The organism is Pseudomonas sp. UC 17F4 (genome assembly GCF_900101695.1).
Taxonomy (GTDB): Bacteria; Pseudomonadota; Gammaproteobacteria; order Pseudomonadales; family Pseudomonadaceae; genus Aquipseudomonas.
The window spans coordinates 3,828,987-3,853,636 of sequence record NZ_FNKV01000001.1; the positions used below are offsets into that span (position 1 = coordinate 3,828,987).

Consider the following 24,650-nt stretch of genomic DNA (forward strand, 5'->3'; position numbering starts at 1 on the left):
CGACACTTCAGAGCTGAATGGCCTTGGTCTCGACGAACTCGGCCAGGCCCTCCTCGCCCCATTCGCGGCCATTGCCCGAGGTCTTGTAGCCGCCGAACGGCGCCTGGTAGTTGAACGCCGCACCATTGATGAAGCACTGCCCGGCGCGCAGTTGCCGGCCCAGTTGCAGGGCCCGCTCGCGGTCGGCCGCCCACACTGCGCTGGACAAACCAAAGGGCGAGTCATTGGCGATGGCCAGCGCTTGCGCCTCATCGGCATAGGGGATCAGGCACAGCACCGGGCCGAAGATCTCTTCCTGGGCGATACGCATGCGGTTGTCGACGTCAGCGAACAGCGTTGGCGCCACGTAGAAGCCACGCTCGAAACCTGGCGCCGTGTCGCCGCCACACAACAGCCGTGCGCCCTCCTCCTGGCCGATGCGGATGTAGTCCAGCACGGTGCGCCGCTGCGCTGCCGAACACATCGGGCCGAGGAAGCTGCCGGGGTCTTGCGGGTCGCCCATGACCAGGCTGCGGGTTTCATCCACGGCGATTGCCAGGGCCTCTTCATAACGGCTGGCCGGCAACAGCATGCGCGTCAGTGCCGTGCAGGTCTGCCCGGAATTGATCATTACGTCCTGCACGCCATAGCGCACCGCGGCTTCCAGGTCGGCGTCGGCGGTGATCAACAACGGCGACTTGCCGCCCAGTTCCAGGCACACGCGCTTGACCGACGGCGCCGCCGCCTGGGCCACGCGCACACCGGCGCCGGTAGAGCCGGTGAACGACACCATGTCGACTTGCGGGTGGCGGGCCAGCGCCTCGCCGACCTTGGCGCCGGGGCCGCTGACCAGGTTGAAGACCCCGGCCGGCAAGCCGATGGCATCGATCATCTCGGCCAGCAAAAAGGCATGCAGCGGGGTTTCCTGGCTCGGCTTGAGCACCACCGTGCAACCGGCGGCCAGGGCCGGGGCGAGCTTGCCGATCAACTGGTGCAGCGGGTAGTTCCAGGGGTTGATGAAGGCGCACACACCGACGGCCTCGCGCACCACCAGCGAGTTGCCGACCTCGCGCACCTCATCCATCAGCCCGGCCAGTTCGATGTACTGCTCAAGGCCGACAATCGGCCCGTCGACCTGCACCGCCCGGCACCATTGCACCGGCATGCCCAGCTCGCTGGTGATCACGGCGGCCATCTCATCGGCGCGGGCCTTGAGCTGCTCGGCCAGGGCGCGGATGAAACCTGCGCGCACGCTGGACGGGGTTTGCGACCAACTGCCAAAGGCATGGCGCGCAGCTGCCACCGCGCGGTTGACGTCGTGCTCGTCGCCCAGCGGCACCCTGCCGGCCACGGCTTCGGTGGCCGGGTTGATCACCTCGGCCAGGCCCTGCCCCGACGGCAGTTGCCAGCTGCCATCGATAAACAGCCGCGAATAGTCAGCCATGAGCCTTGCCCTCCATCAGTTCGGCGGCGCAGCGGGCAATACGCTGGCAAGCCTCGCGCAGCGGTTCGGCGCCGAGCACCAGGCCCAGGCGGATATGCCCGGCGGCGCTGGGGCCGAAGGCTTCGCCGGCAAGTACCGAGACGCCATGGTGATCGAGCAGGCGATAGGAGAACGCCTGGGCGCTAAGGCCGGTTTCGCGGATATCGACCATCACGAACATGCCGCCATCGGGCTTGAGCGCACGCAAGCCCGGGCAATCGGCCAGGCACTCGCAGACCAGGTCACGGCGCTGGCGGTAGGCTTCGCGCATGGCCGCAAGCTCCGGCAGTTGTTGCTCCAGGGCCACCACGGCGGCGTCCTGGATGAAGTCCGGCGAGCCGTAGAGCATGCACAGTGCGAGGTTTTCCAGGTGCGTGGCCAAAGCCTGCGAGCCGACCACCCAGCCCACCCGCCAGCCGGTCATGGCATGGGACTTGGACAAGCTGTTCAAGGTTGCGGTGCGCTCGGCCATGCCCGGCAGGCTGCCGGGGCTGATGTGCTCGCCGTCGTACAGCAGCTCGCTGTAGACCTCATCGGAAATCAGCCACAGGTCATGGGCAATGCACAATTCGGCCAGGGCCTCGCAGGTGCTGCGCGGCAGGCTGGCGCCGGAGGGGTTGTGCGGGCTGTTGAGAGCCAGGGCGCGGGTCTTGGGGGTGATGCGCGCGGCGACATCTTCAGCCTGGACCCGAAAACCGTTCTCCGGGCGCACCGGCACCGGGATCACCGTGGCGCCACAGGCGCCGAACACCGCTTCGTAAGTAACGTACATCGGCTCGGCGACGATCACCTCATCACCGGGGTTGAGCAGGCACTGGGCCACGCAGAACAGCGCGCACTGAGCGCCGGCCAGCACGGTTACCTGATCGGCGCCGGTCTGCTGGCCGCTGCGTTGCTGATGGCGGCGGGCAATGGCCTGGCGCAGGGCCAGTTTGCCGCGCACATCGGAGTAATGGGTGTGGCCGCTGCGCAGGCTGTCGATGGCGGCCTCAACGATCGGCGCCGGGGTGTCGAAATCCGGGTCGCCGACCGACAGCAGCAACACGTCCTGGCCTTTTTCCAGCAGCTCAAGGGCGCGGTAGTGAATCTCCCAGGCAGCGGCGCCGTCACCGGCGATACGTTGGGTCAGAGCGGAAAAACGCATGGCAGTCTCCCAAAAATACGGTGTAGGCTCAGCGCGCGCAGGCGTGCTTGAGCTCGATCAGGGTCACGCCATTGCGGGCAAAGCCGCTGCGCAGTTCCCGTTGCAGGTCATCCAGGCTGTGTGGCTGCGCCACGTTGCAGCCAAAGGCCCGGGCCAGGCCGATGAAGTCCGGGTTGCGCGGCAGCACGCCGATCGGCTCGATATCCAGGCCGAGCATGTCGTCGCGAATCTGCCCCAGGGCATCGTTGTTCCACAGCAGGACCACCAGCGGGCGCTCCAGTTCTTCGACCGCAGTGGCCAGTTCCTGGGCGGTGTAGAGGAACCCGCCATCACCGACCAGCACCAGGCCCGGGCGGTCATCCGTGGCGAACATGGCGCCGATACCGGCAGGCAAGCCGTAACCGAGGGTGCCGTAGCCGGTGGGGTGCAGCCAGCTACGGGGCGCGCGGCTGGCATAGACATAGTTGCCGGTGTAGGCCAGCTGGGTCATGTCGGTGCTGATAAAGGCGTTGGCCGGAAGCTCGGCGGCAACCCGGTCCAGGATTGCCTGGTGGATTGCCTGCAGCGGGCCATGGCTGGCCTTGACCGCCTGGCGCAGGCTGGCGACCGCAGCACTGGCGACAGCGGCATCGCGCGGTGCTGGCGGCAAACGTTCGAGCAACGCCGCGACGGTCTGCCGGGCATCGCCCTGCAAGGCCACCGCACAGGGGTAGAAGTCGTTGAACTTGCGCGGATCGATATCCACCCGCAGCAATTCACCATTGAGTTGCAACCGTTCACGCCAGAAGTCGGTGTCGGCCATTTCGGTGCCGACCGCAAGGATCACATCGGCCTCGGCGATCAGTTGCCAGCCTGGCTCCACGCACAACGCTGAGCCGGCATTGAGCGGCGCATCGGGTGGCAGCAGGCCTTTGCCGGCAACGCTGGTGAACAGCGGCGCGGCCAGGCGGGTGCTCAGTTGTTGCAGCTCCTGGGCCGCGGCCAGGGCACCGCCACCGGCGATGATCATCGGCCGTTTGCCGCCGGCCAATTTGCCTGCGGCCTGATCCAGCGCGCTGCTGGCCGGCACGCCCCGGCCCGGGCGGCGCACCACTTCATTGCTCCAGTCGCGGGCGACCGGTGCGGCCAGCACATCCAGCGGCACCGAAATATGCACCGGGCGTGGGCGTTCGCTGTCGAACACCGCGTAAGCACGGGCGATCAGCTCGGGCAGGTCCTCGGCGCTCAGGGCCACGGCGGAAAACGCTGTGATCGGCGCGGTCATGGCGCGCTGGTCCTGGGTTTCGTGCAGGCAGCCCCAGCCTTTGCCGAGGCTCGCGGTATGGTTGACGCTGGAAATCACCAGCATCGGAATCGAATCGGCGTAGGCCTGGCCGATGGCGGTGGCGGAGTTGGTAACCCCGGGGCCGGTGATGACGAAACACACCCCCGGCTTGCCGCTGACTCGCGCATAACCGTCGGCCATGAAACCCGCGCCCTGCTCATGGCGGGTCAGCACGTGGCGGATACCGCTGCCGGGCAGGCCGCGGTAGAGCTCCAGGGTGTGCACCCCGGGAATGCCGAACACGGTATCGACGCCGTAGTTGGCCAACAGGCGCACCAGGGCCTGGCCACCGGTCAATGGGCTGTTGTGCATGTTCATCTCCTTACACCTGGCCGAGGCGAATCAACGCATCGACCGCGGTGGTGCCCTGGGCACCGACCATTAATGGGTTGACATCCAGTTCGAGCAATTGCGCAGCGTTTTCGCAGGCGTAGTCGGCCACCGCACGAATCGCCGCCACCAGCGCCTCGAGGTCGGCCGCTTCACGGCCGCGAAAGCCCTGGAGCAAGGCGGCGCTGCGCAGGCCGAGCACGGCCTTGCGGATGGCGCCGTCGGTGGTCGGCAGCAGCAGGCTGGTGCTGTCCTTGAGCAACTCGACGAGGATGCCGCCCGCGCCTATCACCAGCGCCAGGCCGAAGTCGTTCTCGCGCTTGATGCCGACGATCAGCTCGGCCAGCGGCGCGCTGGCCATGGGTTCGAGCAGCACCTGGTCGAACACTACACCCGGTGCATAGGCCGCGATCCGCGTACGCATCTGTTCCAGGGCCGCGCCCAGGGCCTGGGGGTCACGCAGGTTGAGGGCGACGGCGCCGGCTTCGGTCTTGTGCGGCAGTTGCGCGCTGACCGCTTTGAGCACCAAAGGATAGCCAACCGTTTCAGCATCCTTGAGGGCTTGCTCAGGGCTGCTCAACACGCCCTTGGGCACCGCCAGGCCGAACGCCTGCAAGGCTTGCTTGGACTGCCACTCGGTGAGCAGCTCGCCCTCGCCATGCAGTGCCTGCGGGCACAACGGCGCCAATGCCGACTCGCCCAGATCAAGCAGCGCCTGACGCCTGGCCTGGTACGCGGCAATCCGCCCCCAGGCCGCCAGGCCATCCTCGACGCCCTGCAGCGCGGCAATGCCGTGGCCATGCAGGCGCTCGCGGGCAACGGCCGGCAGCAGCTCGGGCAAGGCCGAGGTGACAAAACCGCTCTTGCCGTGGCGTTTGAGCGCCGCGCAGTACAGCTCCAGCAGCAGGTCGCACTCCTTGCGCTCGCCGGTGAACTCGGCCGGGTAGTCGAGCACCAGCATGGCGGCATCGGCCTCGGTGCGCAGGGCGCTGTCGAGCATGCGCTCAAGCGCGCAGGCGTCGCCCCAGATCGCCGTGGTGAAGTCCAGCGGGTTGACCAGGTTGGCATAGCTTGGCAACACCTGGGTCAGCTCGCCGACCTGGCCGTCATCCAGCTTCGGCAGGCTCAGCGCGTTGCGCTCGGCATAGTCGGCGATCAGCCCGGCGTCGCCACCGGAGCAGGCCAGGGCAATCAGCCTGCCGCCCTTGGGCAGCTGGCCGCAGGCGGCGGCCTTGAGGGTTTCGACAAAGCTCACCGGGCCGCTGACGCGGATCACCCCGAGGCGCTCGAACAGGCTGTCGTACAAGGCATCGGAGCCGGACAGCGAGCTGGTGTGGCTCAGCGCCAGTTGCGCGCCGATCTGCGACACCCCGGTTTTCAGGGCGATGATCGGGATGCCCTTTTCCAGCGCCTTGTGCGCGGCGCGGGCAAAGCCCGGCACGTTCTTCAGGCCTTCCAGGTGCAGGCCGATGGCGGTCACCCGCGGCTCATCGAGCAGCGCGTCCATCAGTTCGGCGATACCGATCTGCGCCTGGTTGCCCACCGAGGCCATGTAGGCCACCGGCAGCGAGCGGTCGCTCATCGACAGGTTGTAGGCAAAGTTGCCGCTCTGGGTCAGCACCGCCACGCCCTTCTCCACCGCCTTGCCGCCATGGGCCACCGGCCACAGCGCCGAGCTGTGCAGGTAGTCGAGCAGGCCATAGCAGTTGGGGCCCAGCAGCGCCATGTCGCCGGCGGCCTTGAGCAGTTGCTGTTGCAGGGCCAGGCCTTCGGCGCCGGTTTCGGCAAAGCCCGAGGCGTAGCAAATCGCCCCGCCGGCGCCCTTGGCGGCCAGCTCGGCCACGCAGGTCAGGGTCAGTTCGCGGTTGGTGGCGATGAACACCGCATCCGGCGCACAGGGCAACTCGGCGACGCTGCGCACGCACGGCACGCCATCGAGGCTGTCGTGCTGCGGGTTGACCAGCCACATCTGCCCTGGGTAGCCGCCTTCGGCGCAGCGCTTGAAGGCCCGGGCCATGCTGCGCCCGCCGACGAAGGCCAGGTGGCGCGGAGCGAGCAGGCGTTTGAGGTTGTCTCGTAACATGAGCAGGCTCCTGGTCAGCGCAGCAGCGGGCGCAGCAGTTCACGGGAAATGATGTGCCGCTGGATCTCCGAGGTGCCCTCCCAGACCCGCTCGATGCGCGCATTGCGCCAGATCCGCTCGACCGGCCCTTCGTCCATCAGGCCCATGCCGCCATAGATCTGCACCGCCTCATCGGCGACCTTGCCGAGCACTTCACTGGCAAACAGCTTGGCCATGCCCGCCTCGCCGTCGGTCATCGTGTCCTGGTCCATTTTCCAGGCAGTGTGCAGGGTCAATAGCTCAGCGGCGCGGATTTGCGTGGCCATGTCGGCGAGCTTGAACGAAATGCCCTGGTAGGTGCCGATCGGCTGGCCGAACTGCTTGCGGTCGGCCGCCCATTGCAGCGACACATCCAGGGCACGCTGGGCCTGGCCAACACAGTTGGCGGCAACCATCACCCGCCCGGCGGTCAGCCAGGCGTTGGCCACTTCCCAGCCCTTGCCGACCTCACCGAGCACCTTGCTGGCCGGCACCTTGCAGTCATCGAAGAACAGCTCGAAGGTGTGATAGCCGCGATTGCTCACGCATTTAGGCCCGCGGCGGATGGTCATGCCCGGGGTGCCGCGGTCGACCAGGAAGGCGGTCACCGCATTGCGCGTCTTGCCGTTGTGCTGGTAGGTGTCGGTGACGGCAAAGACAATGGCGAAATCGGCATGCCCGGCATGGCTGATAAAGTGCTTGCTGCCGTTGAGCACAAAGTTGTCGCCCTCGCGCACGGCGCGGGTCTTGATCGCGTTGGCATCGGAGCCGGCGCCAGGCTCGGTGAGGGCAAAGCAGTCGGTCTTCTCGCCCTGGATGCACGGCAGCAGGTAATCGTTGATCTGTTCGTCCTTGCAAGCCATGAGGATCTTCGACGGCCGCGCGACAAACACGTGCAGGGCCCACGACACCTTCGACAGCTCGCGTTCGATCAGCGCCTGGGACAGGTAGTCGAGGCCGCCACCGCCGACTTCCTCGGGCATGTTGAAGGCATAGAAGCCGGCGGCGATGGCCTTGCCGCGAATCTGCGCGGCAAGCTCTGGCGAGACCTCGTCGGCGCGGTCGACGGCCTCTTCATGGGGCAGTAACTCCTTGGCGACAAAACTGCGTACCGCTTCCACCAACATTTGTTGTTCTTGGGTCAGTTGGAAATTCATGAGTCGATCCTGAAGAAGTGCTTGTAAGTGTTTATTTGCCAACGAAATTAGCAGTGCGCTTCTCGACGGCGGCGCGCAACGCTTCGGCGCCGTCTGCGCTGCGCCCGCACAGCAGCCCGGCGGCAAGCTCAGCCTGTAGCTGCTCGCCCAGGGTGCGCTGGGCGCCGTCGCGGATCAGCTGCTTGGTCTGGGCGAAGGCGAAGGTCGGGCCCTTGGCCAGGCGCCCGGCAAGGTCTGCGGTCACCGCCAGCAACTGCTCATCGGCGCACACCTCGCCGACCAGCCCGGCCGCCAGGGCCCGCTCGGCGCCCCACAGCTCATCGAGAAACAGCAGGCGCTTGGCCTGTTCGCTGCCGATCAGCCGTGGCAGGTGCCAGCTCGCGCCGGCATCCGGGCTGTAGGCCATGCTGGTGTAGCCAGCCTTGAACCGCGCCGAGGCCGCCGCTACGCGCAGGTCGCAGCACAGGGTCAGGTCCATGCCGGCGCCGACGGCGGTGCCGTTGATGGCGGCAATGGTTGGCTTGTCGAGGCTGTGCAGGCGCTGCATCAGGGCATGGGCGGTTTCGGTCCAGCCGTAGCTTTCCAGCGCGCCGCGGGATTCGGCCTCGGCCCATTCGGCAAGGTCGGCGCCGGCGCAGAAGCTGCGGCCCGTGCCGGTCAGCACCACCACACGCACGGCCGGGTCGGCGTTATGGGCGTCGAGCAAGGCATGCAGGTTTTTCAGGCTGGGGATGTCCAGCGCGTTGCGCTGATCCGGACGGTTGAGGGTGATCCAGGCAATGCCGGCTTCGACCTGGCTGAGCAGCGACGCAGGAGGGGTCATGGGTGGCCTCGAATTATTGTGGTTGGCGTTAGAGGTATGACGTGAGGCCATACTAAACGAGTGTTCAACAAGGAGACAATCGGTTGCACTACTTGCTGTAACAGGTGAAGTAACACAGCTATCTTTTTGTTTTTAAAAGATTTAAATATTTACATGAAGAAGTAATGGCCGCGCCTGTTACAACTTTGTACAACCTATCGCGGGGCAAGCCCGCTCCTACATTTACAGGTAGGAGCGGCTTGCCCCGCGATGGGTTTACACCGACGGCGCCAACACCGCCTGGCGCTTGCGGTGGATGATGAAGTACGCCGCGTAACACACGGCGATGAAACCAAAACCCCAGTACAGCGACGGCCGCTGGGTTTCGTCCAGGGCCAGGAACACGAACAGCGAACTGCACAGGGTGATGCACAGCAGCGGCACCAGCGGGAACAGCGGCGCGCGGTACTTGAGGTCGGCCAGCTTGCCGCCATCGCGCAGGTAGGCACGGCGGAATTTGTACTGGGCCAGGGCAATGACGATCCAGGTCACGGTGCCGGACATGCCGCTCACCGCCATCAGCACCATGAACAAGGTGTCGGCGGCAACGAAGCTGGTCATCAGCGACACCAGGGCAAAGCACAGGGTGATGCTCAGGGCCCGCAGCGGCACGCCGCGCTTGCTCAAGGGCGACAGGCTCTTGGGCGCCATGCCGGTCTTGGACATGGCCCAGAGGATGCGCGTCGAGGCATACAGGCCGGAGTTGCCCACCGACAGGATCGCGGTAAGGATGACGAAGTTCATCAGGTCGGCGGCGTAAGGGATGCCGACCATGTCGAACACCTGCACGAACGGGCTCTCCATCAGCCCGGCCTGCTGCCACGGCACGATGGCCGAAAGCACAACGATGGCCAGCACGTAGAAGATCAGCACGCGGAACACCACGTTGCGCACCGCACGCGGGATGCTCTTCTCCGGCTGGTCGGTTTCACCGGCGGCCACGCCCATGATCTCGCAGCCCTGGAAGGCATAGACCACGGTCATCATCACCGCGAACACCGCCGACAGGCCGTTGGGGAACATCGAGTCGCCGATCAGGTTGTTCATCATCGGCGCCGGCTCGCCACTGGTCAGTGGGATCGCGCCGAAGATCACCAGCACGCCGACGATGATAAACCCGAGGATCGCCGCCACCTTGATCCCCGAGAACCAGTACTCGGCTTCGCCAAAGGCGCGGGTGGCCAGGGCATTGAGGCCAAACAGCACCACCACGAACAGCGCCGACCAGTACCAGATCGGCACCTCGGGGAACCAGCGCACCATCAGCATGCCGGCGGCGGTGAACTCAAGGCCGACGGTGGTGGCCCAGCTCATCCAGTACACCCAGCCGATCATGAAGCCGGTGGCCGGGCCGATGAATTTGGTCGCGTGGGTCTGGAACGAGCCGGACACCGGCATCTGCACCGACAGCTCGCCCAGGCAGACCATCACCAGGTACATCAGAAAACCGGCCACCAGGTAGGCGAGGATCGCGCCCATGGGCCCGCCCTGGTTGATGGTCACCCCCGAGCCCATGAACAGCCCGGTACCGATCACCCCGCCCAGCGACAGCATGAAGATGTGCCGGCTTTTCAGCGCACGGGTCAGGTGGATGCCTTTACGGTCAGTAGAGTCAGTCATGTCGGCACCTCAACAGTGGTTGAAGCGCGGGAGGGACAGGCGATGGTGCGAGGACGGCTGAGCTTTACGGCAGTTCATTATTATTATCTCCAATAAGCTTCGAAGACCGCGTGCAGCGGTTGCCGTCGATTATTGGAAAGCGATGTAAGCTGGCGTTGTACCTGAAGATCGAAGATGTAAAAAGTCGTAAGGTTTTTGTACGTCAGCTCTGGATCAACTGTTTGAGGGTCTGTGCGGCCAGGCGCAACTGCTCGGTCAGGGGTGCTTGCAATGCATTCAGGGCCGCCTGGTGCTTACCCAGCGCTGCTGCCTCGAGCCCGCGCAGTACCGTCGCCAGGCCGCTAAAACCCAGAGAGTCGCTGCTGCCGGCGAGGCGATGGGCCAGGTGTGCGACCTCGGTACAGTCACCGGCCTTGAGCGCCTCGGCCAGCGCGCCTTGGTGCTGTTCGAGGGCATCGCGCAGCACCGTCAGCAAACCCTGGACTTTCTGTTCGCCGAGCAGGCTGCGATGGGTGTCGAGCAGCGCCCAGTCCATGCCCTGCCCGGCCGTCGCCGCCTCGACCACCACCCCCTGTTGCGCCAGCGCCTGGCGCAGGCTGTCGAGCTTCAGCGGCTTGGCGAGGATGCCCTGCATGCCCGCCGCAAGAAATCCGCGCACCAGCGCCGGTTGCACGCTGGCGGTCAGCGCCAGGATCCGGCAAGCGCGGTTCGGCCCGGGAATGCGGCGGATCTGCCGGCACAGCTCGACGCCACTGATACCCGGCAGGTGCACATCGAGCAGGATCAGCTCGAAGCGCCGCTGGGCGCAGAGCTCCAGCGCCTGTTCACCGTCTTCGGCCATCCACAGGCGGTGGCCGTCACGCTGCAGCAGGCCGCGCACCACCTCGCGGTTGAGCTCGACGTCTTCGACCACAAGAATATCCAGGGCCTGCACCGCTGCCGCCGGCAGCAGCGCCGGGGCCTCGGCGGCCGCCGCTTGCAGCTGCAGCTCGAACCAGAAACAACTGCCCTGGCCCTCAACGCTTTCAAGACCGATGCGCCCACCGAGCAGCTCGACCAGGTGCTTGCAGATCGCCAGGCCCAGGCCGGTGCCGCCGTAACGCCGGGCCACGGCGTCGCTGGCCTGGACGAAGCGATCGAAAATCCGCCCCTGCACCGGCGCAGCGATGCCGATGCCGTTGTCGCGCACGCTGACCCGCAACTGTTGGCGGCCTTGCGCCTGGTCCAGCACCTGGACATCGACACTCACCTCGCCGGCCTCGGTGAACTTGATGGCGTTGGCCAGCAAGTTGCTAAGCACCTGACGCAAAAACTGCTCGGCGCCGTGCTGGCGAGGCGCCAACTGGCTATCGATGCGACAGCGCAGCACCGTATCGTTGTTCAGCGCTCGCGGCTCGAGCAGGGTCATGACCTCGTCGCATAATTGGCGCAGGGAGAAGTCCACCGGCTCCGGGTGGCTTTCGCCCTCTTCCAGGCGGGCGAAATACAGCACTTCGTTAAGGATGGTCAGCAAACCTTCGCCGGCTTTGTACAGGGCATCCAGGCGCTTGCGGTCACGGGCGTCGAGGTGCGCTTCGCGCAGCAGTTCGGCCATGCCGAGGATGCCGTTGAGCGGGGTGCGCAGTTCATGGCTCATGGTTGCCAGGAAGCGCGACTTGGCCAGGTTCGCCGCCTCGGCCTCCTCCTTGGCATGCATCAGGCTGGCGGTGCGGCGCTCGACCATCTTCTGCAGTTCGTCGCGTTTGTCCTGCAGGGCCAGGCGGTCGATTTCACGGCGATCGATATCGCTGAGAATATTGCGCCGCATGTCGTCCAGGGCGTGGGCCACGGTATCGATTTCGTCTTCGCGGCTGGAGCGGCGCTTGTCCAGGCGCAGCGGCTCCTGCAAATCGCCGGCGCCTATACGGCGGGCAAACTCGGCCATCACCTGCAGGTGGCGGGTGACCAGGCGGTAGAACAACCCCGACAGGGCCACGGCCAGGCCGCAGAGGAACACGCTCATCCACAACAGGCTGGTCAGCCCGGTGGCGAACAGGCGTCGGTGCACCGCGCCCAGGTCGATGCTGACTTCCAGCTCGCCCAAATGGCGTGGCGGCCCTGACGGCGGCTGGTAGTCGAGGGCGAAACGCTCGATGCGCAGCGGCCCTTGCGGCGCGGCCTCGCCCTGCAGCAAGTCGAAATCGGCGCTGCTCAGGCGCACCCGCGCCACATCGGAGAAGTCCACCAGGCCGCGCAATTGCACGTTCAGTTGCTCCTGGTTGAGGTCCCAGAGGCTGCGCTCAAGGCTTGCCAGGTAGCCGGCGCGAATCAGCGCCATGCGCGAATCGATGTCGCGCATCTCGCGGCGGTACTCGAAATACAACTGCACGGTGCTGGCCAGCACGGTAAAGCACAGGCTGAACAACAGGATGAACAGCAGCAGGCGCTGCAGCAGGCCACCGGGTTGCAGGCGCATCAACGGGCGTCCGCCGGCAGGTTGACCATGTCGCGGTAGGTGACTTCGCTTTGTTCCAGCCAGCGCTGGATCTCACCGTTGTCGGTCATGCGCTGCAACTGCTCGTCGATTTGCGCCATGTGCTGGCTCAAGGGTGAATGACGCGACACCGCCACCCGCAGGTAGTCGACGCTCAGCGCGGTGGGCAAGGCCTGGATGTCCTGGGCGCCAGGCAGGTGTTCGACAAACAATTGGCCGGTGCGCCGCTCCTGGATGACGAAATCGATGCGCCCGCGAATCAGCTTGCCGAAATTCTGCTGGCTGTCGGAGACCCACTCGATGTTCTGGTGGCGGGCGACGAAGCGGTCGAAGTCAGGGCCGTAGCTTTCGCCGAACAACAGCCCGCCGCGGTAGCTGGCAAGGTCTTCAAGGCGCTCGAATTTCACCGGCCGCTGGCGGTTGAAAAACACCGCCACCTCTTCGCGCAGCACTGGCACCGTGGAAAAACGCATGCCCTGGTCGCGCTGGTCGCTGTTGTAGGCCAACACCACGTCGACCCGGCCTTCGGCGGCATCGAGCAGGCAGCGCTTCCAGTTGCCGAGCACGACGATCTCCACCTCATAGCCCAGGCGCGCGAACAACTGGCGTACCACGGTCGGCGCCAGGCCGCGCACCTGCTTGCCGTCACTCCAGGAGACCGGCGGGTACACCGGGTAGTCGCAATAGCGGATGCGCTCGCCGCCCTGGGCCTGGGCGCCGAGCACCAGCAGGGCCAGCCATAACCACCGCCACATGCGCTCAGGCCGCCACGCTGGCGGTAAACAGGTAACCGGCGCCGTGAATGGTGATGATCAACTGCGGTTCGGCCGGGTCATCGTGCAGCTTGCGCCGCAAGCGGCCGACCAGCACATCGATGGAGCGGTCGTTGGGCACCCATTCGCGGTTGCGGATCTGGTCCATCAACTGGTCGCGGCTGAGGGTATGGCCGCTGTTGCGCAGGAACACGCTGAGCAGCTGGAACTCGCCATGGGTCAGCAGGGTTTCGCCGCCCTGGGGGTCGATCAGGCGCCGGCGGTCGGTGTCCAGGGCCCAGTCGGCAAACTGCTTGAGCGGATGATTGGCGCCACTGGGCGGCTTGCCGGCCTGGGCATGGCGCACCCGGCGCACCAGGTTCTTGGCCCGCGACACCAGCTCGCGCGGGTTCAGCGGTTTGATCACGTAGTCGTCGGCGCCGCATTCCAGGCCAACGATGCGGTCGATGTCGTCGTTGCGGCCAGTGATGAGGATGATGCCGACTTCCGAGCGCACCCGCAGTTCGCGGGTCAGGGTCAGGCCATCCTTGCCCGGCAGACGGATGTCGAGCATGACCAGGTCGACGGCCTGCTCGCCAAGAAAATGCTCGGCCTGCTCCGCCGTGGCGGCGCAGTGCACGTCGTAGCCTTCCTGGGACAGGTAGGCGTGCAGCAAGTCGCGAATCAGCGGATCGTCATCGACGACCAGTACCCGAGGCGTCATTGCGTGTTGTCTCTTATAAAAATTGTTGTATGACTCACGACAGCAGCGTACCCATTACTGAACGACCGATCAACAGCCCTCGATCAGGGTGAAGCGCCGGCGCCCACCGGCTTGCAAACCATCGACCCAGGCCTCGCAGATCTGCACGCCCTGCTCGGGGGTGAAGGTCCCGGGGTTGAGCCCCGATTCCAGCCACAGGCCGTCAAGCAAGGCACTCAGGCTGATGGCCGCAAGGTCGGCGTTGAATGCCTGCCAGCCCTCCTCTGTGGCCAGGTCCGCCAGCAGCCGGCCCAGTTCGTTGCGGTACTCGCCGTAGGAATGATCGTGCACCTGGTTGATCGCCTCGGCGGTTTTCACCGCGCCCCAGAACGCCAGCCAGGCATCGAGCAGTTGCGGGTCGAGCAATTCGGCGCAGAACGAGGCGCGAAAGAACGCCGACAGCCGTTCGCGGGCATTGGGTGCGGCCTGGGCCATGGCTTCGCGGATCAGCCCCATGACCCGGCCGGTGACCGCCATGTAGGCCTCGGCGACCAGTTCGTCCTTGCCCGAATAGTGATGGCTGATCAACCCCACCGAGACGCCGGCCTCGGCGGAGATCTTGCGGATCGAGGCGCCCTGGAAGCCGTGGCGTTTCAGGCACACCAGGGTCGCTTCGACCAGGTTGGCCTTGCGCAACTCCGGGACCATACGGCTGTAACGGGCTTCCTGAGACATAGGGTTTCTCGAACAGAGTGAGTTGCAGGAACCCGGTGGGAGCGGGCCTTGCCCCGCGATCGAGCGCGAAGCGGTCGTAAAAGCGGCCAATGCGGTGTGTCTGCTTGCACCGTGTCGACAGGTTTTACTGCTGCTTCGCAGCAGATCGCGGGGCAAGGCCCGCTCCCACAGGATTGCGTATTGAACGACTGTACAACAACTGCTGATCAGTCGCGATAGCCCGGCGCCACCCGATCGAGCAGACGCAGCAACGCCGACCAGGCCAGTTGCATGCCGTCCGGATCGCTCAGCTCACCTTCCTTCAGCGGCCGCGCCGGTTCGTTGAACTGGCGTTCGGTGTGGGCACAGACTTCTTCCGATGGCAGCACCAGCTCGCCGGCCGCCATCGCCGTGAGCTGGATCTCGCAGGCTTTTTCCAGGTAGTACATGCGCAGGAACGCCTCGCTGACACTGCGCCCGACACTGAGCAAGCCATGGTTGCGCAAAATCAGCACCGCCTTGTCACCCAGGTCATCGACCAGGCGCGCTTGTTCGGCCATGTCCAGGGCGATGCCTTCGTAGTCGTGGTAGGCGACCTTGCCGTGGAATTCCATGGAAATCTGGTTGACCGCCAGCAACCCGCACTTGAGCGCCGCCAGCGCGCAGCCGGCCTTGGTGTGCGTGTGCAGCACGCACTGGGCGTCTTCGCGGGCACCGTGGATGGCACTGTGAATGACAAAACCGGCCGGGTTCACCGGGTACGGCGAAGCCTCCACCGCCCTGCCCGCCAGGTCGATCTTGACCAGGTTAGAGGCGCTGATTTCATCGAACATCAAACCATAGGGGTTGATCAGAAAATGATGCTCGGGGCCGGGAATGCGCACCGAGATATGGGTGAAGATCAGATCGGTCATGCGAAAGTGCGCGATCAATCGATAGCAGGCGGCCAGTTCCTGGCGCAGGCGGATTTCGGTCTCGGTCATTATTGTTGTCCTCAGGCGAAAAACTGGCCAGACAATAGGGCTGGACACCGTACGATGTCCAGCCACAGGGGTTAGCGACTGGCCCAAGCGTTGAAGCGCTCTTCCAGCTCATCGCCGTGATCGACCCAGAACTCGACGTTCATCGACAGTGCGCCCTCAAGGTTCTGCCTGGACGTCGGCACCCAGCTCGCCAGCTTCGGATCAAGCTCGGCGGCAGCCTGGGTGTTGGTCGGCCCGTAGGGGATTTGCTTGACGTAGCGCACCTGGGTGTCGGGCTGGTTGGCGAAGGCGATCAGGCGCTTGGCCTGGTCGACATGCCTGGAGCCCTTGATGATTGCCCAGTAGTCCATGCCGTACAGGCTGCCCGGCCACACCAGGGCCAGCGGGCTGCCCTCCTGGGCGGCGACGGCGACCCGGCCGCTGTAGGTCGAGGTCATGACCACGTCGCCGGCGCTCAGCCACTGCGCCGGTTGCGCGCCGGCTTCCCACCACTGGATATAGGGCTTGAGCTCGCTGAGCTTGTTGAAGGCGCGGTCGACACCCTCGGGGGTGGCCAGGACCTTGTAGACGTCCTCGACCTTGACCCCGTCGGCCATCAGCGCGAACTCCAGGTTGTACACCGCACGCTTGCGCAGGCCGCGCTTGCCGGGGATTTTCTTGACGTCCCAGAAATCCGCCCACGAGGCCGGTGCCTGGGCCAGCTTGTTGCGGTCGTAGGCAATCGCCACGCTCCACACCAGCACCGCCGAGCCGCACTCCTGGGCGGCGTCGGGTATCAGTTGCTCGGCACGCCCGAGCTGGGTCCAGTCGAGGCGCTCGTACATGCCCTCGTCGCAGCCGCGCATCAGGTCCGGGCCTTCGATCTGCACCAGGTCCCAATCGACGTTGCCGGTATCGACCATGACCTTGATCCGGGCCATTTCGCCGTTGTATTCACTCTGGATCAACGTGCTGCCGTCCTGGGCACTGAAAGGCTTGAAGATCGCCGCATCCTGGGCTTTCTGGCCGGCGCCGCCATAGGCGACCACGACCATGTCCGGTGCTGCCTGGGCGCCGCCGACCGCAAGGGCAAGCAACCAGGGAGAGAGCTTGAGCAGGTTCGATTTCATCAATGCTTCCTCTTGCCGGTACCACGTGATGCGTGGCCCGTTTTCTTGTTGTTGTGAGGTGTGCCCCAGGACCCGGGGTGATTTGCAAACTAGTCAAAGGCCAGTAAAAAAACAAGTTGATTTTTTACTGGCGGTACACTTCTATAGAAAAATAATAACAACACCCCGCTGGAGCCTGACCCTCATGTCGACCTTCGCGCACCTGTTCGAACCGCTGCACATCCGTGGCAAACGCCTGAAGAACCGCATCATGTCCAGCGGCCACGACACCTCGATGCCCACCGACAACCTGGTCAACGAGCGCCTGATTGCCTACCACCAGGCCCGTGCCGCCGGCGGCGTCGGCCTGATCGTGCTGCAGGTGGCCGGGGTGCACGACAGTGCGCGCTACACCTCGCACGTGTTGATGGCCACCGACGATGCCTGCATCGACGGCTACCGCCAACTGGCCGAGACCTGCCATGCCCACGGCACCGTGGTGCTGTCGCAGATCTTCCACCCCGGGCGGGAAATCATGGAGTCCAGCGACGGCTTGCTGGCCGTGGCCTACTCGGCCTCGGCGGTGCCCAACGAGCGTTTTCGGGTGATGCCACGGGCGCTGGACCAGGCCATGATCGACGAGATCATTGCTGGCTATGCCGCTGCTGCCCGGCGCCTGCAGCAGGCCGGCATCGATGGCGTCGAGGTGGTGGCCAGCCACGGCTACCTGCCGGCGCAGTTCATCAACCCACGGGTCAACCGCCGCAGCGATGGCTACAACGGTGAGCTGCAGCAACGCCTGCGCTTTGTCCGTGAAGTAATCGCCGCAGTGCGGGCGGCGACGGCAGACGACTTCATCATCGGCCTGCGCATCAGCGCCGATGAGCGCGACGCCGAGGGCCTGACCGAGGATGAGTCGCTGGCGGCGGTGAAGCTGCTTCAAGCAGAGCTGGACTACGTGCATATCGTCGCCGGCACCTCGGCCTCGCTCGGCGGCGCCGTGCACATCGTCCCGCCCATGGCTATCGAGGCGGCGTACCTGGCGCGCGAGGCCGGGACCTTCAAGGCGCAACTGAGCATTCCGCTGTTCGTCACCGGGCGCATCAACCAGCCCCAGGAAGCCGAACTGATCCTCGCCCGTGGCCAGGCCGATGTCTGCGGCATGACCCGCGCGCTGATCTGCGACCCGCAAATGCCCAACAAGACCCGCACTGAGCGCGTTGAAGATGTACGCGCCTGCATCGCCTGCAACCAGGCCTGCATCGGCCACTTTCACAAGGGCCTGCCGATCTCGTGCATCCAGCATCCGGAAACCGGGCGCGAGCAGCAGTTCGGCAGCCTGCAGCCGGCAGTTGTGCGCAAGCGCATCATGATCGCCGGTGGCGGCCCGGCCGGCATGAAGGCGGCGGCAGTGGCGGCAGCGCGCGGCCACGACGTGACTTTGTACGAAGCCAGCACACAGCTGGGCGGCCAGGTGCTGCTCGCGCAATTGCTGCCGCGCCGGGCCGAATTCGGCGGCGCCAGCACCAACCTGCAACGGGAGATGCAGTTGGCCGGGGTCAAGGTGGTGCGTAATACCCGGGTGGATCGCGCCCTGGTCGAGCGCGAACAGCCAGACCTGGTGATCGTCGCCACCGGCGCCGAACCCTACTGGCCGGCCTTCGAGCGCGGTGGCGAACTGCAGGTGCTCGATGCCTGGCAGGTCCTGCGTGGCGAGGCCCGGCCCGGGCGCTCGGTGCTGGTGGTCGACTGGCGCTGCGACTGGATCGGCCCGGGCATCGCCGAGCGCCTGGTGCGTGAAGGCCACCAGGTGCAACTGGCGGTCAATGGCACCCACTGCGGCGAAAGCCTGCCGCTGTACGTGCGCGACCAGATGGCCGGCGAACTGCACAAGCTGGGTATCCCGATCACCCCCTATGCGCGCCTGTACGGCTGCGACGACACCACCGTGTACCTGCAACACACCGCCAGCGGCGAGCCGATGATCTTCGAAGACATCGACACCCTGGTGCTGTGCCAGGGCCATCAGCCGGTCGATACCCTGGCCGCTGAACTGCACGGCCTGGTCGAGGTAAAACGCATCGGCGACTGCCTGGCCCCGCGCACGGTGGAAGAAGCCGTCTACGACGGTTTGAAGGTCGCCTGGAGCCTGTAAGCCTGTTTATACTCCGGGGCTTTGACAGTGCGGTTCGGAGCACGCCATGAGCAACAGCAGCAAGACGCCGCCCGCCGCCAGCCAGGAAGGCACCAGCACCGCGCATTTTCTCGGCACACGCATCCGCGGCCTGCGCAAGCGCCGCGGCATGACCCTGGCCGAGCTTGCCGAGCAGAGCGAGCTGACCGCCGGCTACATCAGCCAGCTGGAGCGCAACCTCTCCTACCCGTCGATCCCGGCGCTGTTCAACATCGCCCGCAGCCTGGGCGTGACCATCCAGTGGTTTTTCGCCAGCGAAGCCAGTACTGCCCCGGAAGACAACGGCTACGTGGTGCGCAAGCACAGCCGCCTGAGCGTGCACTACGAAGACGGCATCGTCGACCAGTTGCTGACCCCGCAACCCAACCGCCAGCTGGAAATCCTCCACTCGCGCTTCCCGCCGGGCACCTACAGCCAGCAAAGCTACAGCCATGACGGCGAAGAAGCCGGCTACCTGCTGTCCGGCAGTTTCGAGCTGTGGGTTGGCGAGCGCTATTTTCAGCTCGGCGAAGGCGACAGCTTCAGTTTTTCCAGCCAGGAGCCGCACCGTTACGGCAACCCCGGCGAAGTGGATGCGGTGGTGATCTGGGTGATCACCCCGCCGACGTTCTGATACCTACAACAACACAGGCACGCCATGAACGAACTGATCACCCGCGAACTGCACCAGGGCCTGCTGACCCTGTCCTTCAACCGCCCGGACAAGCTCAATGCGCTGAACAACGCCATGTACAGCCAGCTGGGCGAGCTATTGCTGGCGGCCCAGGAGGACGCCCAGGTCGAGGTCATCCTCCTGACCGGCGGCGCGCAGTGCTTCAGCGCCGGCAACGACCTCAAGGACTTCCTCGACAACCCGCCCGGCGACATGGACAGCCCGGTGTTTCGCCTGATGCGCGTAGTGCTGGCGCTGGACAAGCCGCTGATCGCAGCGGTTGCCGGCGCCGCCATCGGCATCGGCGCCACCTTGCTGCTGCACTGCGACCAGATACTGGTCAGCCGGTGCACTAAACTGCGCATGCCGTTCGTGCCGCTGGGGGTGTGCCCGGAGTTTGGCTCCAGCCTGCTATTGCCACGCCTGCTCGGTCATGCCCGGGCCGCGCGATTGTTGCTGTGCAATGAACTGCTCACAGGCGAACAGGCCGTCGAATGGGGCCTGGCCAATGAGCTGCATGAAGATGGCGAACAGTGCCTGGCGGCGGCGCGCAAGCTGGCGGCACGGCTACAGGCCCTGCCCCAGGATGCGCTGCGCATCAGCAAGCGCCTGCTCAAGGATGCCCACCGCCAGGAATTGGCCGACACCGTTCAGCGTGAAGGCTTGCTGTTTATCGAACGGTTGCAAACACCACAGGCGAAGGCGGCGTTGCGGGCGTTGGTCAAGGATTGACGCTGGCGGCCTCATCGCGGGTCAAGTCGAGGCGTCGCACCGCCGCTCCCACAGAGGCACCATCGATCCTGTGGGAGCGGGCTTGACCCGCGATTGAGCACCGAGTTTGAATCAACGCCTCAACTCATAGCGCAACCGCGCATTCGCCCCAGCCGCCGACGCCACCCGCTTGAACCCCAATCCCTCCACCAGGCGCTGGCACGCAACATTGGCCGGCGACGTGGTCAGCCACAACAGCGAACCTTCGAGCAGTGGTAGCAGGGTTTCCAGCGCCTCGGTCATCAAGCCCTGCCGGGCATGGGCCTCGGCGATCCAGTAACCCAGGCCGACCTTGCCCTGGGCATCCGGGCGCACACCGAGGCAACCGATCAGCTCACCACTGGCGAGGAACAGGTAGTAGCGTTTTTCACCCTGGGGCGCCGCCCAGTTCTGCCGGGCCTGGAGCAGGCTTTGACGCGCCTGCTCCAGGGTCCAGTCGTCACGGGCCCAGGGCAGAAACTCACGGTGAAAGTCGTAGTTGGCGTTGAGCGCCGCCTGCTGTTGCGCAGCGAAGGTCAGTTCCGGGGCGTGGAGTTTCAGCTGTTTGCTGCGCAAGCGGCGGGGCAGGTCCATTGCGGGGTCCAGGGGTGGGTAAGGATTGACCAGTATTGCATAGTCAAAATCATTGCGAGCGCTTTGCGCTCGACACACTCAAGGGGTAATCGCCACCTTCATCACCCCATCCCGCTGATGGGCAAACAACTCATACGCCGCCTCAATGTCATCGAGCTTGAAGTGATGGGTCACCAACGGCTTGAGGTCCACCTGGCCGCTGCCTACCACTTCCATCAGCCGGCGCATGCGCTCCTTGCCGCCGGGGCACAGGGTGCTGACGATGCGGTAGTCGCCAAGCCCTGCGGCAAAGGCGTCCAGCGGCAAGCGCAAGTCGCTTGAGTACACGCCCAGGCTCGACAAGGTGCCGCCGGGGCGCAGCACCCGCAACGCTGATTCGAAGGTCGATTGCGTGCCCAGCGCCTCGATGGCGACGTCAACCCCACGGCCATCGGTGAGCTGCATGATCTGCTGGACCACATCGCCCTGGTTGAAATCCACTACATGGGTTGCACCGAGCTTGTGCGCCACTGCAATCCGCGCCGCGACGGTATCGACGCCAATGATCGTGGTCGCGCCCTTGAGCCGCGCGCCGGCGACGGCACACAGGCCAATCGGGCCGAGGGCAAAGACCACGACCGTGTCGCCTATCTGCACCTCGCCACGCTCGGCGCCAGAAAACCCGGTAGACATGATGTCCGGGCACATCAGCACCTGCTCGTCGCTCAGGTGATCGGGAATGGCGCAGAGGTTGGCGGTGGCATCGGGCACCAGCAGGTACTCGGCCTGGCTGCCGTCGATGCTGTTGCCGAATTTCCAGCCGCCCGCCGCACGAAAGCCGTGGCGGGTATCCGGGCCGTCCTGGGCGCCGCAGCCGCACAGGCAGGCAAAGCTATGGCCGCTTGGGGTGATGGCGCCGGCGATCACCCGCTGGCCTTCGACAAAACCCTGCACCTGGGAGCCGAGCTTTTCGATCACCCCCACCGGCTCGTGGCCGATGGTCAAGCCCTTGGCCACCGGGTACTCACCGCGCAGGATGTGCACGTCGGTGCCGCACAAGGTTGTGGTGGTGATGCGGATCAGCGCATCCAGCGGGCCCACTTCGGGGATCGGCTTTTCGTCCAGCACGATGCGGTTCTTTTCAACGAAAATCGCAGCTTTCATCTTGGCCATGGCGGTGTCCTCGACGGGGCGGTAGTGATTGTCCACCCTGCGCCCGACAGGCCCGGGTGCGCTTGACCGGGGTCAATGAACTGGCGGCCAGGCCAAGAGCTGCTAGCGTTGTTCAGGCGATCAATTCCCCGTCCCGTGCGGTCATTGCCAAGGATACGAACGTCGATGAAACCCACCTTGCGCTCCACCCTGCTCTGCTCTGCCCTTATCGTCCTTGCCGGTTGCTCCAGCAGCCAGGTCGACCCCAGCCAGTACTCCGGGTTTCTCAAGGACTATAGCCGCCTCAAGCCCGCCGAAAGCAGCTCCGGCAAGCCGGTGATGCGCTGGATCGACCCACAAGTGAAGGCCGCGCGCTTTACCCAGGTGTTTATCGAGCCCAGCCAGTTCTACCCCAAGCCCCAGCCTACCGCGGCGATTTCGCCGCAAATCCTCAGCCAGATCACCCAGTACTACAACACCGCGCTCAAGCGTGAACTGGGCGCCGAATTGCCCTTGGCTCAGGGCCCGGGCCCCGGCGTGCTGGTGGTGCGCCCGGCGATCACCGCGGTATCGACCAAGACCGAAGGCCTGAAACCCTACGAAGTGATCCCCATCGCCCTGGTGGCCGCTGCGGTCAATACCGCCGCCGGCGGCCGCGACCAGGAAGTCGACATCGCCACCGAGGCGGCCTTCCTCGACGGCGGCAATAACAAGGTGATTGCTCAGGTGGTGCGCAAAGGCACCGGCGAAGCGCTGGAAAACGACACCTCCAAGCTGGCCCTGGAGAACGTCAAGCCGGTGCTGGACGGTTGGGCCAGTGACCTGCGCAAAAGCTTCGCCAAGCTCAAGAGCGAGTCGCGCTAGCTACTGACACTGGAGCGCACCGGGTTCACTGCGTTGATCCCGGTGTGCGCTGCAGGGCTTTTCGGCGTGCGAACTGATAGGGAAATCGACCATGTCCCAGCTCCTGGACCCCACCTCCAACGAAAGCAAGTACGCCAAGCTCGCCAGCACCGCGATCATCGGCGCGATCACCCCCACCAGCGTGCGCCTGTGGTTTCGCGTGTACCTGCCCGGCGATTGGGTGCTGGTGGTCACTACGGCGCCGCTGAGCGGCGACCTGCAGCGACTCGATGAGCTGCCGGTGGCCGATTTCCTGAAAAAGTACAAGATCAAGCCGGTGTTCACCCAGGCGCAAACCTTCAGCTTCGACAGCGACCTCACCGGTGTCTTTGCGGTGACTGGCCTGAAGGCGCAAAGCACCTACTACTACGCCCTGATCAGCAACATCAGCGACCGCGACATCATTCGCCGGCGTACCGAAATCGGTGGCGACAGACCGAAAAGCCTGATTACCCCGGCGGCCAACCCGCAGACCCTGACCTTCGGCTTCTACAGCTGCCACGACCCGATCAGCGCCGACGGCAGTGCCGGCGCCTGGCCGCTGCTGCACCAGCAACTGGTCGACCAGCGCGCGCAATTCGTCATCGGCGGTGGTGACCAGATGTATGTCGACACCAACAAGAAAAACGGCTTCCTGGATATCTGGGAATGGCTCAAGGACAACAAGCAGGCGCTGCTGGCCCAGTTCAAGCAAGGCAGCAGCTACGACAAGGCCGGCATCGAGAAGTACCTGCTGAACATCTACCGCTGGTACTACCGGGTGTACTGGAACATCCCGACCCTGCGCGAGGTGTACGAGCAGTTCCCCCAGTACATGATCTGGGACGATCACGAAATCATGGACGGCTGGGGCTCGCTGACCAACAAGGAGCGGCAAAAGCGTATCTCGCTGTTGTTCGAAAGCTCAAGCAACGGCGCCACCAATCAAATGCTCGTCGACCTGATGTGGCGTGCCGCCTGCCGTGCCTACTACGAGTATGAGCACAGCCACAACCCGGTTACCTCGATCAACCTCGACAAGCCCGACGACTGTCATTGGGACTACGCCTTCGAGCAAGGCGGCTCGGCCTTTTACGTGCTGGACATGCGTGGCCACCACGATGTCGAGGCCAAGGACCCGCACAAGATTCTTGGCAGCGCACAGATGAAGCGCTTCAAGGACTGGTTGAACAGTGCCGTGGTGCAAAGCGCCAAGGCGGTGTTCATCGTCTCGCCGGTGCCGGTCATGCACTGGAAGAACGTGGTCACCAACGGCGCCGATTTCGGCTCGCTGAAGGATGACTGCATGGATGAGTGGGACCACAAGAGCAACCAGGCCGAACGCAAGGTGCTGCTCGATCAGGTCTACGCGGCGTTGGGCAAGAGTGCCAGGCCGGTGGTGTTTCTCAGTGGCGACGTGCACTGCGCGGCGGTGTTTCGCCTGTTGCACAAGCAATACCCGGCGGCCAAGGTGTTCCAGGTCACCTCCAGTGCCATCTCGCGCGTACCAGCGCCAGGCATGCTCAAGCTGGCCATCAGCGGCGGCGGCGAGATGCCGGGCATTGCCAACATGGTCTGCGAGCGCTGGTACGCCATGGCCGGTTCGAAGAACTTCGCCATGCTCAGCGTGCGCCCGTCGCTGGACGGCCAGCAGACTGAAGTGCTGGTGGAACTGCATTGGCCCAGTGGCGAGGACGGCGAACTGACCAAGCGCCGGGTGTTGCTCAAGTAGCG

20 protein-coding genes are annotated in these 24,650 nt (G+C 65.0%); 5 read left to right on the forward strand and 15 right to left on the reverse strand.

Going from position 1 to position 24,650, the window contains the following annotated elements; all coding sequences use genetic code 11:
- Positions 1-7: 7 nt before the first annotated feature.
- The 13 genes from BLR26_RS17540 to BLR26_RS17600 form a co-directional block, all read right to left on the reverse strand.
- On the reverse strand, positions 8-1,423 hold the full coding sequence (locus tag BLR26_RS17540; protein ID WP_093383216.1) for an aldehyde dehydrogenase family protein: 1,416 nt from the start codon (positions 1,421-1,423) through the stop codon (positions 8-10).
- On the reverse strand, positions 1,416-2,606 hold the full coding sequence (locus BLR26_RS17545) for a pyridoxal phosphate-dependent aminotransferase (protein ID WP_093383219.1): 1,191 nt from the start codon (positions 2,604-2,606) through the stop codon (positions 1,416-1,418). The genes BLR26_RS17540 and BLR26_RS17545 overlap by 8 nt, the downstream gene beginning before the upstream one ends.
- Before the next feature lie 28 nt (positions 2,607-2,634).
- Positions 2,635-4,242, reverse strand: a complete 1,608-nt coding sequence (locus BLR26_RS17550; protein WP_093383222.1) for a 5-guanidino-2-oxopentanoate decarboxylase — start codon at positions 4,240-4,242, stop codon at positions 2,635-2,637.
- Positions 4,243-4,252: 10 nt separating this feature from the next.
- The gene (locus tag BLR26_RS17555; RefSeq protein WP_093383225.1) at positions 4,253-6,343 is read right to left on the reverse strand and encodes an acetate--CoA ligase family protein; all 2,091 of its coding nucleotides are present in this window, start codon (positions 6,341-6,343) and stop codon (positions 4,253-4,255) included.
- 14 nt (positions 6,344-6,357) lie between these two features.
- Positions 6,358-7,518: an acyl-CoA dehydrogenase family protein gene (locus tag BLR26_RS17560; RefSeq protein WP_093383228.1), complete on the reverse strand. Its 1,161-nt coding sequence runs from the start codon at positions 7,516-7,518 to the stop codon at positions 6,358-6,360.
- A 31-nt stretch (positions 7,519-7,549) separates the two neighbouring features.
- Positions 7,550-8,341, reverse strand: coding sequence for an enoyl-CoA hydratase/isomerase family protein (locus tag BLR26_RS17565; RefSeq protein WP_093383231.1), 792 nt, complete (start codon positions 8,339-8,341; stop codon positions 7,550-7,552).
- A 255-nt stretch (positions 8,342-8,596) separates the two neighbouring features.
- Positions 8,597-10,000, reverse strand: coding sequence for an amino acid permease (locus tag BLR26_RS17570; RefSeq protein ID WP_045198808.1), 1,404 nt, complete (start codon positions 9,998-10,000; stop codon positions 8,597-8,599).
- A 202-nt stretch (positions 10,001-10,202) separates the two neighbouring features.
- A complete protein-coding gene (locus BLR26_RS17575; RefSeq protein ID WP_093383234.1) occupies positions 10,203-12,458 on the reverse strand; it encodes an ATP-binding protein in 2,256 nt (751 codons plus the stop codon).
- Positions 12,455-13,228, reverse strand: coding sequence for a substrate-binding periplasmic protein (locus BLR26_RS17580; RefSeq protein ID WP_093383237.1), 774 nt, complete (start codon positions 13,226-13,228; stop codon positions 12,455-12,457). Before BLR26_RS17580 ends, BLR26_RS17575 begins: the two co-directional genes overlap by 4 nt.
- 4 nt (positions 13,229-13,232) lie before the next feature.
- Positions 13,233-13,949, reverse strand: coding sequence for a response regulator (locus tag BLR26_RS17585; RefSeq protein ID WP_045198803.1), 717 nt, complete (start codon positions 13,947-13,949; stop codon positions 13,233-13,235).
- A gap of 69 nt (positions 13,950-14,018) precedes the next feature.
- Entirely contained in the window at positions 14,019-14,663 is a 645-nt protein-coding gene (locus BLR26_RS17590) for a TetR family transcriptional regulator C-terminal domain-containing protein (protein ID WP_093383240.1), read from the reverse strand.
- Positions 14,664-14,869: 206 nt separating this feature from the next.
- Positions 14,870-15,625 (reverse strand): class II aldolase/adducin family protein, encoded by a 756-nt coding sequence (locus tag BLR26_RS17595; RefSeq protein ID WP_045198799.1) that lies wholly within the window; start codon positions 15,623-15,625, stop codon positions 14,870-14,872.
- Positions 15,626-15,696: 71 nt separating this feature from the next.
- A complete protein-coding gene (locus BLR26_RS17600) occupies positions 15,697-16,734 on the reverse strand; it encodes an ABC transporter substrate-binding protein (protein ID WP_045198796.1) in 1,038 nt (345 codons plus the stop codon).
- A 184-nt stretch (positions 16,735-16,918) separates the two neighbouring features.
- On the opposite strand from BLR26_RS17600, the gene BLR26_RS17605 reads away from it, so the two are divergent.
- The 3 genes from BLR26_RS17605 to BLR26_RS17615 are packed head-to-tail and all read left to right on the forward strand — an operon-like array spanning position 16,919 to position 20,291.
- Positions 16,919-18,868, forward strand: coding sequence for an oxidoreductase (locus tag BLR26_RS17605; RefSeq protein ID WP_093383245.1), 1,950 nt, complete (start codon positions 16,919-16,921; stop codon positions 18,866-18,868).
- A 46-nt stretch (positions 18,869-18,914) separates the two neighbouring features.
- Complete coding sequence (locus BLR26_RS17610; protein ID WP_045198793.1) at positions 18,915-19,520, forward strand: helix-turn-helix domain-containing protein; 606 nt, start codon at positions 18,915-18,917, stop codon at positions 19,518-19,520.
- A gap of 24 nt (positions 19,521-19,544) precedes the next feature.
- Positions 19,545-20,291 carry an enoyl-CoA hydratase-related protein gene (locus BLR26_RS17615; protein ID WP_093383250.1) on the forward strand — a complete coding sequence of 249 codons (747 nt, stop codon included), beginning with the start codon at positions 19,545-19,547 and terminating at the stop codon, positions 20,289-20,291.
- Between the two features lie 111 nt (positions 20,292-20,402).
- On the opposite strand, the gene BLR26_RS17620 is transcribed toward BLR26_RS17615, so the two are convergent.
- Both BLR26_RS17620 and BLR26_RS17625 read right to left on the reverse strand, forming a co-directional pair.
- A complete protein-coding gene (locus tag BLR26_RS17620) occupies positions 20,403-20,903 on the reverse strand; it encodes a GNAT family N-acetyltransferase (protein WP_093383254.1) in 501 nt (166 codons plus the stop codon).
- A gap of 78 nt (positions 20,904-20,981) precedes the next feature.
- Positions 20,982-22,055, reverse strand: coding sequence for an NAD(P)-dependent alcohol dehydrogenase (locus tag BLR26_RS17625; RefSeq protein ID WP_093383257.1), 1,074 nt, complete (start codon positions 22,053-22,055; stop codon positions 20,982-20,984).
- A 165-nt stretch (positions 22,056-22,220) separates the two neighbouring features.
- On the opposite strand from BLR26_RS17625, the gene BLR26_RS17630 reads away from it, so the two are divergent.
- Both BLR26_RS17630 and BLR26_RS17635 read left to right on the forward strand, forming a co-directional pair.
- Entirely contained in the window at positions 22,221-22,898 is a 678-nt protein-coding gene (locus BLR26_RS17630; RefSeq protein WP_093383260.1) for a DUF3313 domain-containing protein, read from the forward strand.
- A 91-nt stretch (positions 22,899-22,989) separates the two neighbouring features.
- On the forward strand, positions 22,990-24,648 hold the full coding sequence (locus BLR26_RS17635) for an alkaline phosphatase D family protein (protein ID WP_093383263.1): 1,659 nt from the start codon (positions 22,990-22,992) through the stop codon (positions 24,646-24,648).
- The last annotated feature ends 2 nt before the right edge of the window (positions 24,649-24,650 follow it).